The 14,095-nt window shown below is 65.3% G+C and carries 14 protein-coding genes and 1 pseudogene; 10 read left to right on the top strand and 5 right to left on the bottom strand.

Annotated elements, in window-relative coordinates; translation table 11 throughout:
• On the top strand, positions 1 to 1,245 hold the full coding sequence (locus tag VIR62_RS09565) for an RNA polymerase sigma factor (protein ID WP_431870740.1): 1,245 nt from the start codon (positions 1 to 3) through the stop codon (positions 1,243 to 1,245).
• A 200-nt stretch (positions 1,246 to 1,445) separates the two neighbouring features.
• On the opposite strand, the gene VIR62_RS09560 is transcribed toward VIR62_RS09565, so the two are convergent.
• The 3 genes from VIR62_RS09560 to VIR62_RS09550 form a co-directional block, all read right to left on the bottom strand.
• Entirely contained in the window at positions 1,446 to 2,096 is a 651-nt protein-coding gene (locus VIR62_RS09560; protein ID WP_431870738.1) for a hypothetical protein, read from the bottom strand.
• Between the two features lie 257 nt (positions 2,097 to 2,353).
• Entirely contained in the window at positions 2,354 to 2,659 is a 306-nt protein-coding gene (locus VIR62_RS09555) for a hypothetical protein (protein WP_431870736.1), read from the bottom strand.
• Between the two features lie 302 nt (positions 2,660 to 2,961).
• Positions 2,962 to 3,864: an IS1595 family transposase gene (locus VIR62_RS09550; protein ID WP_431870734.1), complete on the bottom strand. Its 903-nt coding sequence runs from the start codon at positions 3,862 to 3,864 to the stop codon at positions 2,962 to 2,964.
• Positions 3,865 to 3,989: 125 nt separating this feature from the next.
• Here VIR62_RS09550 and VIR62_RS09545 point away from each other — a divergent pair, with 125 nt between their 5' ends.
• From VIR62_RS09545 to VIR62_RS09525, 5 genes and pseudogenes are all read left to right on the top strand, one after another.
• Positions 3,990 to 4,529: a glycoside hydrolase family 108 protein gene (locus tag VIR62_RS09545; protein WP_431870732.1), complete on the top strand. Its 540-nt coding sequence runs from the start codon at positions 3,990 to 3,992 to the stop codon at positions 4,527 to 4,529.
• A 62-nt stretch (positions 4,530 to 4,591) separates the two neighbouring features.
• Positions 4,592 to 5,005: a holin family protein gene (locus tag VIR62_RS09540; protein WP_431870730.1), complete on the top strand. Its 414-nt coding sequence runs from the start codon at positions 4,592 to 4,594 to the stop codon at positions 5,003 to 5,005.
• A 139-nt stretch (positions 5,006 to 5,144) separates the two neighbouring features.
• On the top strand, positions 5,145 to 5,453 hold the full coding sequence (locus tag VIR62_RS09535; protein WP_431870729.1) for an ArsR/SmtB family transcription factor: 309 nt from the start codon (positions 5,145 to 5,147) through the stop codon (positions 5,451 to 5,453).
• The gene (locus VIR62_RS09530) at positions 5,450 to 5,998 is read left to right on the top strand and encodes an SRPBCC family protein (RefSeq protein WP_431870727.1); all 549 of its coding nucleotides are present in this window, start codon (positions 5,450 to 5,452) and stop codon (positions 5,996 to 5,998) included. The genes VIR62_RS09535 and VIR62_RS09530 overlap by 4 nt, the downstream gene beginning before the upstream one ends.
• 26 nt (positions 5,999 to 6,024) lie before the next feature.
• Positions 6,025 to 6,809, top strand: a pseudogene (locus tag VIR62_RS09525) (DUF899 domain-containing protein).
• Between the two features lie 296 nt (positions 6,810 to 7,105).
• On the opposite strand, the gene VIR62_RS09520 reads toward VIR62_RS09525, so the two are convergent.
• Entirely contained in the window at positions 7,106 to 8,989 is a 1,884-nt protein-coding gene (locus VIR62_RS09520; RefSeq protein ID WP_431870725.1) for an autotransporter domain-containing protein, read from the bottom strand.
• A 92-nt stretch (positions 8,990 to 9,081) separates the two neighbouring features.
• Positions 9,082 to 10,278: a Yip1 family protein gene (locus tag VIR62_RS09515; RefSeq protein WP_431870723.1), complete on the bottom strand. Its 1,197-nt coding sequence runs from the start codon at positions 10,276 to 10,278 to the stop codon at positions 9,082 to 9,084.
• Positions 10,279 to 10,398: 120 nt separating this feature from the next.
• On the opposite strand from VIR62_RS09515, the gene hslV reads away from it, so the two are divergent.
• From hslV to VIR62_RS09495, 4 genes are all read left to right on the top strand, one after another.
• Complete coding sequence (gene hslV, locus VIR62_RS09510) at positions 10,399 to 10,941, top strand: ATP-dependent protease subunit HslV (RefSeq protein ID WP_431870721.1); 543 nt, start codon at positions 10,399 to 10,401, stop codon at positions 10,939 to 10,941.
• Between the two features lie 35 nt (positions 10,942 to 10,976).
• The gene (locus VIR62_RS09505) at positions 10,977 to 12,071 is read left to right on the top strand and encodes an FAD-dependent oxidoreductase (RefSeq protein ID WP_431870719.1); all 1,095 of its coding nucleotides are present in this window, start codon (positions 10,977 to 10,979) and stop codon (positions 12,069 to 12,071) included.
• A 56-nt stretch (positions 12,072 to 12,127) separates the two neighbouring features.
• Complete coding sequence (hslU, locus tag VIR62_RS09500; RefSeq protein ID WP_431870717.1) at positions 12,128 to 13,429, top strand: ATP-dependent protease ATPase subunit HslU; 1,302 nt, start codon at positions 12,128 to 12,130, stop codon at positions 13,427 to 13,429.
• 127 nt (positions 13,430 to 13,556) lie between these two features.
• Complete coding sequence (locus VIR62_RS09495; protein ID WP_431870716.1) at positions 13,557 to 14,036, top strand: hypothetical protein; 480 nt, start codon at positions 13,557 to 13,559, stop codon at positions 14,034 to 14,036.
• Positions 14,037 to 14,095 lie beyond the last annotated feature (59 nt).

Genomic DNA, 14,095 nt, shown 5'->3' with positions numbered 1-14,095 from the left:
GTGGCGGCCACCGACATCCATCGCGCCATCGACGCCCTCTGGCGGATCGAATCGCCCCGGCTGATCGGGGCTCTGGCCCGGCTGACGCGCGATGTCGGCCGGGCCGAGGAGCTGGCCCAGGATGCGCTCGAGGCGGCGCTGCGCCAGTGGCCGGAAAGCGGCGTTCCCGATCGCCCGGGCGCCTGGCTGATGGCGACCGCCAGGCGCCGCGCCATCGACGGCTTCCGCCGCGACAGCATGATCGAGCGCAAGCATCGGCAGATCGCGCACGAGGAGGAAGGGTTCGATCCCAAGATCGAGGAGGCGATCGACGACGACCTCGGCGACGATCTGCTGCCTTTGCTCTTCGTCTCCTGCCATCCGCTGCTGTCGCCCGAGGCACGCGTCGCGCTGACGCTGCGGCTGCTGGGCGGTCTCGCCACCGACGAGATCGCCCGCGCCTTTCTGGTCCCGGAACCCACAGTGGCGCAGCGGATCGTTCGCGCCAAGCGCACGCTCGCCGATGCCAACGTCCCTTTCGAGGTGCCGCACGGCGCCGAACGCGCGGAACGGCTCGCCTCGGTGCTGTCGGTGATCTACCTCATCTTCAACGAAGGCTATTCCGCGACGGCCGGCGAGGATTGGGTGCGCCCGGCCCTGTGCGAGGACGCGCTGCGCCTCGGCCGCATCCTGGCCGGGCGCCTGGCCGAAGAGGCCGAGGTCCATGGCCTCGTCGCGCTGATGGAGCTGCAAGCCTCCCGTCTCAAGGCCCGCACGAGACCGAACGGCGAGACCGTCCTGCTCCTCGACCAGAACCGCGCCCAGTGGGGCCGGATGCTGATCGGCCGCGGCCTCGCAGCCCTCGATCGCGCGGAGAAAGCGGGACCGCGCGGCCCCTACACGCTCCAGGCCGCCATCGCCGCTTGCCACGCACGGGCCCGCACGGCGGAGGAAACCGACTGGATCCGCATCGCCGCCCTCTATGCGGCGCTGGCCGAGGCCATGCCCTCGCCAGTGGTGGAGCTCAACCGCGCGGTCGCCCTCGGAATGGCGCTTGGGCCCGGCGCCGGGCTGGAGCATCTCGACGGTATCGCCGACGCCCCGTCGCTCAAATCCTATCATTTCCTGCCGGCGGCGCGCGGCGACCTGCTGGCCAGGCTCGGACGGTCGGAAGAGGCGAGGGCGGAATTCGAGCGAGCGGCCGCGCTCGCCCGCAACGACCGGGAGCGAAAGCAACTGCTGGACAGGGCGGCGGCGCTTCGCTGAGGGGGCGGCACGTCCAATCGGATAAACAACGGCAATTGTATACTTGAGAAAGCAGATGTCTCATTCTACATTGGCCGATGACAGGCCGGCGCTAACCGATGTGGAGATAACCCCCGCCATGATTGAGGCGGGGCTTCATGAGTTGCGCGAGCATAACTTTGGCGATGATATGTCCTACGTCATCGAGGCTGTGTTTCGAGCTATGGCTTACAAAAGCCCCATGCTTCGGCGAGCAATCCCGTAAGGTATTTGACCATCAAGTCAGCGACGATTGGTGGCGTGGGCTCGATGCTCACTCCCAAATGCGATCTGGGAGGCGTGTAGACGCGCCCGGCTCGATCCCGAACGTTGATCAGCCTAGCTGTGGGCGGCGTAAAACGGTTTTCTATCGGCTTGCCGTCCAAAGAGCGAAGCTGAGGCACCTTAACTGGTCCCGAGGCGCCTGTGACACGATAAGCGGTGCCACAATTCATGAACACGTTTCCATATTCGTCGATCATTTTCCCACTGGAGGTTGGCGTTTTCACTCCCAAGGCTAAGGTGGCGGGGGCATATTCGGTTATGGGCTCAATGCCGTGCTCATCGTCGTTACGGGCTTCGGTTACGTAACGGAGAAGGGGGTCGTCCTTCCGCTCCTGATTCTTTCCCCCAAACCATTGACGACCTTGGGGAGTGGGCTTTGATCCCTGCTCAAGCATGGTGTAAATGCCCTTGGCGGCGTGCAGGAAGATATACCAGGCATCGCTGAAGTCGCCGTAGGTCTTGCAGTCTTTCAGATCTGCTGCGGTCTTACTCGCAACTCGCAAGCGAAGCTGGGCTTTGTGGAGGGCTTTTGGGTTCATGTCAGACACCGATCATATCAAAGAGGATGACGTGTTGCGGCGGATGTTGAACACCCCGCCGAAGCCGCACAAGCCCTTAGGCCGCGACGCAGCTGTAAAGCCCGATAATAAGGGCAAGGACGCCAAGGGCGAGTAGGACGCCGAACTCGATTTTGAGGCGCATGTCTGCCCCGTTAACCTAGGAGGATCGGAATGCGTCACCTTCGATTGCGCGCCTTGATGGCGCTAGCTCGGCTGCTCCGCATTCCGATCCAAGTTCACCAGTCCTATTTCTGAACTAGCTTCGGCAGCATGCCCTTGAGAGTGTGCGGATAAAGCACCGGCCCTCGTATCACGGCATCTCCGGTCGATAGATTGATCACCATGAACGTGTCGCGGCTCGTATCGATCTTAGACTTAAAGTAGAGCCGATCCGCTAGTTGAGATGCTGTCTCCGGCGTGCTGACCAGTGCGAACGATGTGGTCTCTTCCCAATGTCGTTCGCATTTACGGATTTGCTCAACCAGGCTGGCATACCTGGCTCCGTAATCTAGGCTGGAGTCGATCCTGTAGGTTATAACAAGTGTTGCCATTGCTTTGGTTCCTTCTTTGCGGAAGGTCCTTGCAAAACGGCGAAAAATGTGGCATCCAGAATTGTCAAGACGGGACCACAGGTTCCACAGTTTTGGGGTCGGCGGACCTTCCAGGGTGATTGCCAACCTCAAAGAGCGAGGGCTTCCAGAGATGGGAGCCCTCGACTCGTTTCGCCCCTAGCACAAAATGCCAGAAAAATCTAGTGTGGCCGCACGGTTACACTGTTTGTTCCGCTAGAACGGATTAGGAACGGGTCCAGCGCTTGCGGCGCTCGCCGATAAGTTTCGGCGGCTCGTAAAACTCAGGCGGCGAGTTTGTCAGTCCGCCGATAGGTGAGACGCTTGCCATAGATGCCGCGAAGGGACTGTTCGGCGCGTTCCGTGTCCGTGTCGCCCTTCGTGGAATAGCGGAAATCGAACTCCACCAGATAGCGGTGCATGTGCGCCTCGCTCCAGTGGTGATAGGTGCCGATCACGCCGCGCTTGAGGATGGAAAAGAAGTTCTCGGCGCTGTTGGAGTGGGTTTCGCCTTTGCCGAACTTGCGGCTCGCGTGAAGCGTGTGGCCGTGATTGGCGAACTCGCGGCCGACGGCCATGTAGACATGGGCTTCGTCTGTCATGAGCGTGGAAGCGCGATCGATGTTCGTAACGAGCGCCGAGCGGACGGTGTTGGCGTGGATATTGGCGACGTGGAACGAGCGGGCGCGGCCACCGCGCTCGACGAGTGCGACAACTTTTTTCTTCTTGGCGGTCTTGCCGCTAAGGCGGTTGCGCTTCTTGCCGCCGACAAAGGCTTCGTCGGACTCGACAACCTTGCCGGGGCCGCCGAGCGGACCTTCGCCGGTGGACTTCATGGCCTCGCGGATGCGGTGGCACATGAACCACGCGGTTTTGTAGCTGACGCCGATCATGCGGCCGATCTGATGGGCGGACATGCCCTTCTTGGACGCGCACAGGAGATGATTGACCAGGAGCCACTTGTTCAGCGGCACCTTGGAGCGCTCGAACACGGTCCCGACCGTGACGGTGAATTGCTGGCGGCAGTCGTTGCACTGGATGGCCCCGGCGCGATGCTTGCTGCCCTGTAGGCGGGTGGCGTTGAACGAACCACAGTGGGGGCAGAACGGACCTTCCGGCCAACGGATGGCTTCAAGCCTTTCGCGGGCCTTATCCTCGTTGGTGAAATGGGGCTGGAAAATGTCCATCTGTCCTCTCCTGTCAGAAAACAGTGTCATTTCAAGCCTGCTTTGTCAAGTATATAATTGCCTAAACAACTTTCCTACATCTATCCTATCTGGTTATCGTTCCGCGACTCGGAAGGAGTGGGGCGATGGATGTGGACGAATTGATCGACGAGGTAATCGGCCGGGAGGGCGGCTATGTGAATCATCCGGTCGACAGGGGAGGGCCTACCCGCTGGGGCATCACCGGGGCGGCCGCGCGGGCGCAGGGGTGGTGCGGCGACATGCGCCGTTTTCCGCGTGATGAAGCGGTCGCCATCTACCGCCGCCTCTATTGGCTGCGGCCGGGCTTCGACCAGGTGGCCGAGCAGGCGCCCGCCCTTGCGGCCGAGCTGTTCGACACCGGCGTCAACATGGGCCCGCCCGTCGCCGCCGGCTTCCTCCAGCGCGCGCTCAACGCCCTCAACCGAGGTGCCCGCGACTATGCCGACATCGCCGTCGATCGCCGGCTCGGGCCCCGGACCCTGGCGGCGCTCAGAGGCTTCCTCGACCGTCGCGGATCCGCGGGCGAGACGGTGCTGCTGAAGGCCGTCGAGGCGCTCCAAGGCGAGCGCTACCTGGCGCTCGCCGAACAGCGCCCGGCCAACGAAGCCTTTCTCTACGGCTGGCTCGCCAATCGGCTCGACTGAATTTCCTGGGTCTTTTCGTCCGAAGCACGTGATTTTCGTAAACTTTGAAAAAGGAGCAATCCATGACCCTCATCGCCGGAATCATCGGCCCGGTGGCCAATCTCATCGACAAGATCATCCCGGACCCGGAAGCGCGCGACCGCGCCAAGCTGGAGCTCTTGAAGGTCCAGGGCAGCCAGGAAATGCAGGCCGTGGAAGCGCGGATGAGCGCGATCGTCGCCGAGGCCAGGAGCCTCGACCCCTGGACCAGCCGCGCCCGCCCAAGCTTCCTCTATGTCATGTATGCGCTGTTGCTCTGGTCGATCCCGATGGGCCTCATCGCCGCCGTCAATCCCGGCATGGCCGAAGGCATCGGCCGCGGCATGACCGCCTATCTCGCCGGCATCCCGGAGGAGCTCTACGCCCTCTTCGGCACCGGCTATCTCGGCTACACCGCCGCCCGCGCGTGGGGAAAGGCCAAGGGCGTGGAACCGTGAGGCGGCTGCCGCTCTTCGTCATTATAGCGACGACGATCCAAACAGACACGGAGCGCGTCCCGCTGAAGCAAGAGAGGCCATCGAGGCAAACACGTAATTTGTAATTGACGTAATTAAGTAAGACCTTAATAATCGTGACATGAACCGATTCGCCGCCCTCGCCGATCCGACCCGCCGCCATATCGTGGAGCTGCTTGGCTCGGGCGAGCAGGCGGCGGGAGCGATCGTCGCCAATTTCAGCATGAGCGCCCCGGCCGTTTCCCAGCATTTGAAGACGCTGCGCGAGGCGGGGTTGGTGCGTGTCCGGGTCGACGGACAGCGCCGCCTCTATAGCCTCGACCCGGACGGCTTCGCCGAAATGGAGGCCTGGTTCAAAAAAATGCGCCGCTTCTGGAGCGGCAGGCTCGATGCACTCGAACGCGAACTAAAAAAAGGAGAGAAGAAATGACGACGGCCGCCGCGGAATATGGCGTGATCACCGAAGCGGGCGCGATCCGGTTCGAGCGGCTCCTCCCGGGTCCGATCGAGCGGGTCTGGGAATATCTTGTCGATCCTGACAAGCGCCGGACCTGGCTTGCCGACGGGCCGATGGACGCCCGTGCGGGCGGCCAGTTCGAATATATTTGGCGCAACTCGGAGCTCAGTGATGAGGTCGATCCGGCGCCGGAGAAATATGCCGCCTATGCCGAGCACCGGATGAAGGGGCACGTCATTGAGGCCGATCCGCCGCGCCGTCTGGTGCATAGCTGGGACGAAAGCGGCGATACGCCGAATGAAGTGATCTTCGAGCTCGCCGAGATGGGCGACAAGGTCCTTTTCACCCTCGTCCACCGGCGGCTTTCCGGCCGCGCCGGAATGCTCAGCGTCGGGGCCGGCTGGCACGCGCATCTCGACATTCTCCAGGCCCGCCTCGAAGGCCGCGACCCGCCGCCGTTCTGGGCGACGCACACGCGGGCCGAGCAGGAGTATGAGCGCCGCATTCCCGCCGAGTAAGACCCTCATTTGGAGGCTTGATAGCCATGATCACATTATCTGAGAACGATCGAAAAAACCGACAGAGCGCGATGCACACACCGCCGGTCGTGTCACCTGAGGAGTGGAAGGCGGCGTGGGAGCGGCTGCTCGTGAAGGAGAAGGCCCTGAGCCGGTCCCGCGATGCGCTCGCTGCCGAGCGCCGGCGCATGCCGTGGCTGGCCGTGGAAAAGACGTACGAGTTCATCGGGCCCGAAGGCAAGGCGAGCCTGCTCGACCTGTTCGACGGCCGCCGTCAATTGATCGTCTACCGCGCCTTCTTCGAGCCCGGCGTGTTCGGTTGGCCCGACCATGCCTGCCGCGGCTGCTCAATGGTGGCCGACCAGGTCGCCCACGTCGCCCATCTGAACGCTCGCGATACCAGCCTCGTGTTCGTCTCGCGCGCGCCGCAGGCGGACATCGCGCGCGTGAAGGCGCGGATGGGCTGGGAGATGCCCTGGTACACCCTGACGGACAGCTTCGATGCCGACTTCGACGTGGAAGAGTGGCATGGGACGAACGCGTTCATCCACGACGAAACCCAAGTGTTCCGCACTACTTCGTCAACAACCGCGGCGACGAGCAGATGGGCAGCACCTGGAACTACCTCGATGTCACCGCGCTCGGGCGCCAGGAGACGTGGGAGGACTCGCCGGAGGGCTATCCCCAGACCCCGACGTACAAGTGGTGGAACTGGCACGACAACTACGTCGCCGGCGCCGCGCCCGATAAGAAATGGGTCGAGGTGTCGGATGCCGGAGAGGCGGCGTTCCGGGACCGCGACGACGTGTAGCCGTGGGAGGGAAACATGAGCGAGGCTCGTACCGGCGAATTCATTCGCCGCGCAGCCGACTGGCTAAGACTCGCGGCCGCGCCGACCTTCGCAGCCATGGCGCTGTATACGAGTGTTTCTGATAGCGGTCCCACGGCTATGCTCTGCTCAGTCGCGCAACATCCGTCATCGCTGAGCGGAATGGTCCCGATGTACTTGCTGATGGGCGCTTTCCATTTCCCGCCCTGGCTGAGACTGATCTCCAGCCGACGAAGCAATAGCGCCGATCATAACGCGTCCGCACATTCGGCCGCAGGTTAAAACCCGACGTTCAGACCCAGCATGCCGAACAGGTCCTCGCCGCCGTCGCGGGCGAAGGAGGTGGCGGCGGTGAGCTGGAGGGAAAGGGAGCCGACCAGTTCGATGTCGGCGCCGCCCGTGATGCGGCCGTAGGTGTCGTCGGGGCGGTCCTGGAGGACGAAGCTGTTGACGATGGTCGGGGACGCGGTTCCCGCGTAGCGGACGACGCGGCCGTCGCCTTCGAAGTCCCGCTCGGCGGTGAGCGAAGCATAGGGACGGATGGCGAGGCCGCCCACGTCCCAGTCGCCCCGGGCTTCGACGCCGGCGCTGCCGACCAAGGCTGCCGCTTCCTGGTCGCTGACCGTGAGGGTCAGAACGGGATCGCCGGTCTCGGTGTATCCGTCGAGCTCGGCGCGGGCATATTGGAGCCCGATCACCGGACCGACCCGCCAGTCGCCGAGGCCGAACAGATAGCCGGCCTTGGCGCCGGCGGTGAGGGCGGTGCCGTCGGTCTCGCCCTCGATCTCGTCGATGAGGGCGGCGCGCTCATTTTCGAAATCGAGCCAGCCATAGCCGGCATAGCCTTCGACGAAGGCGGCGGGGCCGGCCCAGCCGCCGTAAAGGCCGAGCTGGATCGCGTCCGCCTCGGCCGAGCCCAGGCCGCGGTCGAAATCGGCCTTGGGCATCGAATAGTTGAGCGCCGCACCCACCACCGCGTCGGGGCCCATGCCATATTCGGCGCCGAGGGTGGCGCCCGCGCCGTCGAGGTCGTAGGCGAGGCTGGTCGAGGTGGCGGCGACGTCGCGCCCGGCGAAGCTGCCGGTGACGTAGACATTCAGGCCGTCGCCGTCGGCGCCATTGCGGGCGTCCGACGTGTCGAGCCGGCCGAGCAGCGTCGAGCTGAAGGTCTGGGCGGCGTGGAGGCCGACATCGGTCTGAGCCTGGAAGTGGAGCGGCGCCTCGAGCTGGCGCACGGCATAGCGGCCGACGATGGCGAAGCCGGCCGAGGTCAGGTGCACCTGATCGACATAGAAGAGATACTGGCTCTGCAGCGAAGCGTCGGCGATGCAGGCTGGGACGGGGCAGGCGCCGGCGCTGGTGAGGCCGAAGGCGGCGAGATTGTTCTCCACCACGTCGCCGACCGTGTTGAGATTGAGATAATTGACGATCACGCCGTCGGCCGCGAGGTCGGCCAGCTCGGTCTGGACGCCGCTATTGAAGGCGCTGGCGAAGGCGCTGCCCACCTCGGCGATCGCCAGTCCGTCGACCTCCGGCAGGCGACCGACGTCGCCAGCGAGGAAGGTGATGTTGCGTGCGCCGGCGCCGACCAGCGCGTTGAGGCCGGCGCTGGCCTCGGCGACGCTGACCTGCGCGAGTCCCGGGGCGGCCGCGACGAGCGCGTCGATCTGTGCCGGGGTCGGATTGAGACCGAGGCTGCGCTCATGAAAACGGGCGTCGTTGCCGCCGATCGAGACGACGACGAGGTCGTTGGCGTCGAAGGTTCCGTCCACCCGCGGGAAGGCGGCCGGGCCGCCGCCGGCGAGGAAGGCGCCGACCTCGGTCGGAAAGCCCGGAATGCCCTGCGGCGCGGCGGGATTGTCGTTGATGTTGGCGATGCCGAAATTGCTCGTGCCGGTGAAGGCGCCGCCGATCGCGAAATTATCGACCGGCGCGTTCAGCAGCGTCGACATGGTGTCGACGAAATTGGTGCCGCCGCTGAAGCGTCCGGTGGGGTAGACGAAGGGCGGGTCGATGCCGATCAGCTCGAAAAGATTGCCGTCGTCGGCATAGCTGTCGCCGAACGCGACGATTCGATCGACGCTCTGCGCCGAAGCGGGCGCGGACCAGAGCAGCGCCGATGACGCTACGGCACACAAAAGCTTTGCGGAAAAACGCGGCATTACTTCCCTCCCCTTGTCGCACGCTGCGCTTCCCGGCGCGGCTGCTATGGGACGGGAATGCCGTGCTTTTCCGCCGAAAACAAGGGCTCGGGTCAGCCGCCCAGCGCTTCGATCCGGTCGAGGCCGACGGCGCCCACCGCCTGCTTGAGGACGTCCACGCCGGGCACCGTGCCGCTCGCCTCGACCATGAACCGGTCGGCGACGACCACGCCGTAGCGGCCCTCGCTCGCCGCATTGTCCCATTCCTCGGTGACCAGGCGGCCGTCGACCGTCTCGGTCTTCTCGTAGCCGGTCTCCGTTTCGCGGCTAGCCTCCATGTTGAAGGCGCTTCCCATCGCGGCGAGGGCGCCGGCCGCGGCCATGTCGGACAGCTGCAGGGTGAAGCCGCTCTCGCCATTCTCGTAGCGGGCCTCGGCCTGGGATCCGCCGAAGCCGCCGGCATTGGCGCCGGCGCTCGACAGCTCGACCCGGCGATAGTCGCCGAGGCTCGCCGGGAGCAACGCCTGCAGCGCGGCCGGCTCGACGGCCATCACGTCGCCGCCGGCTCCCATCCGAGCCGTCGCCGCCTCCATCCGCTGCGACGCCGCCTCGAGCTTGCCGAGGTCGAGCGTGCCGCCGCCCGGAACGGTCACCTTGCCCGAAAGATCGCCCGAGGCGAGGCTGGGCGTGCCGCCGGAGAGCATCGCCGTGACGGGGGCGGTGACCGCGCCGATGATGACGGCGAGCACGATCGCGGCCACGATGGTCACGGCTGTGTAGGCAAGGGCCTTCTCCTCGGGCGCCTTCATCAGCCGGGGCAGCCCGAGATAGAGCAGATAGAGGCTGTACAGGCCGAGGATGCTCAGCATCGCGAGCGAGGGGACGATCGCGAAGATGCCGGCGACCCAGGCCGCCGTCGCCGAATAGGCGGCGACCTTCATCGCCTGGACGCGGCTGCGGGTGCCGCCGAAATGCGGCGCGAGCCAGTCGATGATCAGCGCCAGCACGAAGACGCCGACCAGGGTCAGCACATATTGAGTGATCGCCGATCCAGCCGTCTCGATCACCGACGGCCGATAGGTGACGCCGAACGCGCTGTAGCCGAACAGCAGCCCGCCGATGGCGCCCGCGACGGCCGGGATGGCGGCGAAGATCAGGACCCATCCGCGGAATATCTCGCCGACGCTGGTCTGCTCCGCGTCGATCCGCCCCCATTCGACCTTCGGTTCGATGAGGATGCGCTTCACGCGATCAACGAGGCCCGAACGATCGCCCGCCGGTGGGCCGGCCTTCTCTGTATCTATTGCCATTTTGAACCCCTCCTGTTGCGACGGCGAATGAAGCACGTTCCGGGGGCTCGCTCAATACACGTTGGTTGCAGCCCCGGAGCCGCCTTCCCACATAGCCGCGGAACCAGAGCGGGAGCGGACATGGAAAGCTGGCACGGCACGACGATTCTCGGCGTGCGCAAGAATGGCAAGGTCGTGGTGGCGGGCGACGGGCAGGTGTCGCTCGGCCAGACGGTGATCAAGCCCAATGCGAAGAAGGTCCGGCGTCTGCACGACGGCTCGGTGATCGGCGGCTTCGCCGGCGCCACGGCCGACGCCTTCACGCTGTTCGAGCGGCTGGAGCGAAAGCTCGAGCAGCATCATGGGGCCTTGATGCGCGCCGCCGTCGAGCTCGCCAAGGACTGGCGGACCGACAAGTATCTGAGGAACCTCGAAGCGATGATGATCGTCGCCGACAAGGACGTGACGCTCATACTCACCGGCAATGGCGACGTGCTGGAGCCTGCCGCCGGCATCGCCGCGATCGGCTCGGGCGGCAATTTCGCCCTCTCCGCCGCCACGGCGCTTTTCGACTATGAGGAGGACGCCGAAACCGTCGCCCGCAAGGCGATGAAGATCGCCGCCGAGGTCTGCGTCTACACCAACGAAAACCTGACCGTGGAAACGATCGAAAACGCGGCGTGAGTTGCGCCGCGCGGTGCTCGCGCTAACGTGGGGCGATGTTGCTCGATCGCCGTCGCTTCGTCAGTTTCTCCGCGCTCGCGCTCGGCGGCATCACCGTTTCCGGTTGCGCGACGACGATGGCCCGGCCGACTGCGTCGCTGCCGACCGGATGCCTGCCGCCCGTCAAGGTCTCGGCCGGTCGCGTGATCCGCACCATGGCGGGTCTCCGCCCCTATCGCGCGTCCGGATTCGTCGTTCGCTCCGAGGCGCTCGGCGATCAGCGCCTCGTCCACAATTACGGCCATGGCGGCGCCGGCATCACCCTTTCCTGGGGCACGTCGAAGCTGGCGACGGAGCTCGGGCTTCCCGGCCATCAAGGCCCGGTCGCGGTGATCGGCGCCGGCATCATGGGCCTCACCACCGCCCGTCTCGTGCAGGAAGCGGGTTATCCCGTCACGCTCTACACGGCGGCCCTGCCGCCCGACACCACCTCCAACATCGCCGGCGGCCAGTGGAGCCCCTTCGGCCACTATCGCGACAGCGAGGTGACGCCCGAATGGCGCGCCCAGTTCGCCGCCGCGCTCGACTATAGCTGGCGCCGCTTCCAGATCATGGTCGGAGAGGATTACGGGATAAGGTGGCTGACGACTTACACGGAGGGCGATGTCGACTCGGACGCCTATCATCCAGCAGGTCGTATGCTCTCGCCGGAGGAGCATCCGTTTCCGGTTGGCGGCGTCAGCCGTTTCGACACCCTGTATGTCGAGACCGGCCGCTTCCTCCGCCAGCTGATGCGCGACATCCAGATCGCCGGCGGCCGCTTCGCTATCCGCAGCTTTGCCGCGCCGGCCGAGATCGCCGCCCTGCCCGAGCGCCTCGTTTTCAACTGCACCGGCCTTGGCGCCCGCGCCCTGTTCGGCGACACCGAGCTGCAACCCGTCCGCGGCCAGCTCGCCATCCTGCTGCCCCAGCCGGAGGTGCAATATGCCTTCACAGGGGAAGCCGGTTACATGTTCCCCCGCCCCGACGGCATCATCCTCGGCGGCACTTTCGAGCGGGACGAATGGCTGGCCGAGCCGCGGCCGGAAGACATCGCCCGCATCGTCGCCTCCCACCGCCGCCTGTTCGAAGGCTTCCGCTGCACCGCTTGATTCCGCGCCCGCGGCGGCCATCTAGGGCGCAGTAATTTCCTGACGAGCTTTCATCAATGAACGACTCTCTCACTCCCAAGGCGGTCGTTGCCGCCCTTGACGCCCATATCGTCGGCCAGACCGAGGCCAAGCGCGCGGTCGCGGTCGCGCTCCGCAACCGTTGGCGCCGCCAGCGCCTGTCGGACGATCTTCGCGAGGAGGTGACGCCCAAGAACATCCTGATGATCGGCCCGACCGGCTGCGGCAAGACCGAGATCAGCCGGCGGTTGGCGAAGCTCGCCGACGCGCCGTTCGTGAAGGTGGAGGCGACCAAGTTCACCGAGGTCGGCTATGTCGGCCGCGACGTCGAGCAGATCGCCCGCGACCTGGTCGAGGAAGCGGTGCGGCTGGAGAAGGAGCGTCGCCGCGAGGCGGTGCGCGAGGCCGCGTCGGAGGCGGCGATGGAGCGGCTGCTCGACGCTCTGACCGGCAAGGACGCCAGCCAGGCGACCCGCGAAGCCTTCCGCCAGCGCCTCCAGGACAATCACCTCAACGACAAGGAGGTGGAGATCGAGGTTGTGCAGGAACCGGCCACGCCCTTCGAGATACCCGGCATGGGCGGCCAGGTCGGCATGATTAATCTCTCCGACATGATGGGGAAGGCCTTCGGCCAGCAGCCGAGGAAGAAGCGCAAGATGCGCGTCGCCGACGCGTGGGACAAGCTCATCGAGGAGGAATCAGACAAGCGGCTCGACACCGACGACGTCAACCGCACCGCGCTCAAGGACGCGGAAGCCAATGGCATCGTCTTCCTCGACGAGATCGACAAGATCGCCGTCTCGGACGTGCGCGGCGGCTCGGTCAGCCGCGAGGGCGTCCAGCGCGACCTCCTGCCGCTGATCGAAGGCACCACGGTCGCCACCAAATACGGGCCGATGAAGACCGACCATATCCTCTTCATCGCGTCGGGAGCCTTCCATGTCGCCAAGCCGAGCGATCTTCTCCCCGAACTCCAGGGCCGCCTTCCCATCCGTGTCGAGCTGAAGGCGCTCACCGAGGAGGACTTCGTCCGCATCCTCAAGGAGACCGACGCGAGCCTCACCGAGCAATATACGGCGCTGATCGCCACCGAGGGCGTCACGGTGAACTTCACCGACGACGGCGTGAGCGCCATCGCCCGCATCGCCGCCGAGGTAAACGGCCAGGTCGAGAATATCGGCGCCCGCCGCCTCCAGACCGTGATGGAGAAGCTACTGGAGGACGTCAGCTTCGATGCCGAGGAGCGCCGGGGCGAGACGGTGACGGTCGATGCCGCCTATGTCGAAGGCCAGCTCGCCGAAGTCGCGCGGAACACCGATCTCAGCAAATACGTTCTGTAGGATTCGATCCTCACCGGAGATTCGGCACGGCCCATCGCCGCGCGTGGGTCCGTTTGCGCACGCGAACGGTTAACCCATCCCACAAGCACGGGAGGTCCTTAGCCCGATGCAATGGAGAAGATTGAAAATGCGTAATAAATTGTTTCTGACTGCCGCGGCTGCGGCCTTCGCGGTTCCCGCCATGGCCCAGGTCGGCGTCGATGTCGGCGCGACCACCAATGCGGGCGTAGAGGCCCAGGCGCCGGCCTCCGGCACCCTCGATACGGTGCAGGATACCGTCGATACCGCCGGCGATACCGTTCAGGATACGGTGAGCACGGCCACCGACACGGCGGCTGGCGTCGCCGACCAGGCGACGGACACCGCCGCCGGCGCCGAGGTCGCTGCCGCCGCCGATGTGAAGGCTGGGGCCGAGGTGCGCGATACCGAAGGCAATCTTGTCGGCACGATCGAAACGGTCGACGCCAATGGCGCCGTGATCGCGACCGGCGAGGCCCGGGTTCAGATTCCCGTTACCTCGTTCGCCAAGAACGATCAGGGCCTGGTCATCGCGATGAGCAAGGCCGAGCTCGAAGCCGCCGCCGAGGCGGCCGCCACGCCCAGCTGATCTGATCCAGCCTCGCAAATCGAAGGGCCGCGCCGGGAGGCGCGGCCCTTCTTCATCGG

The organism is Allosphingosinicella sp. (assembly GCF_036570505.1).
In the GTDB taxonomy this organism is placed as follows: domain Bacteria; phylum Pseudomonadota; class Alphaproteobacteria; order Sphingomonadales; family Sphingomonadaceae; genus Allosphingosinicella.
The sequence above is the reverse complement of the archived record's forward strand: the minus strand, read 5'-3'. Positions and strand labels throughout refer to the sequence as shown.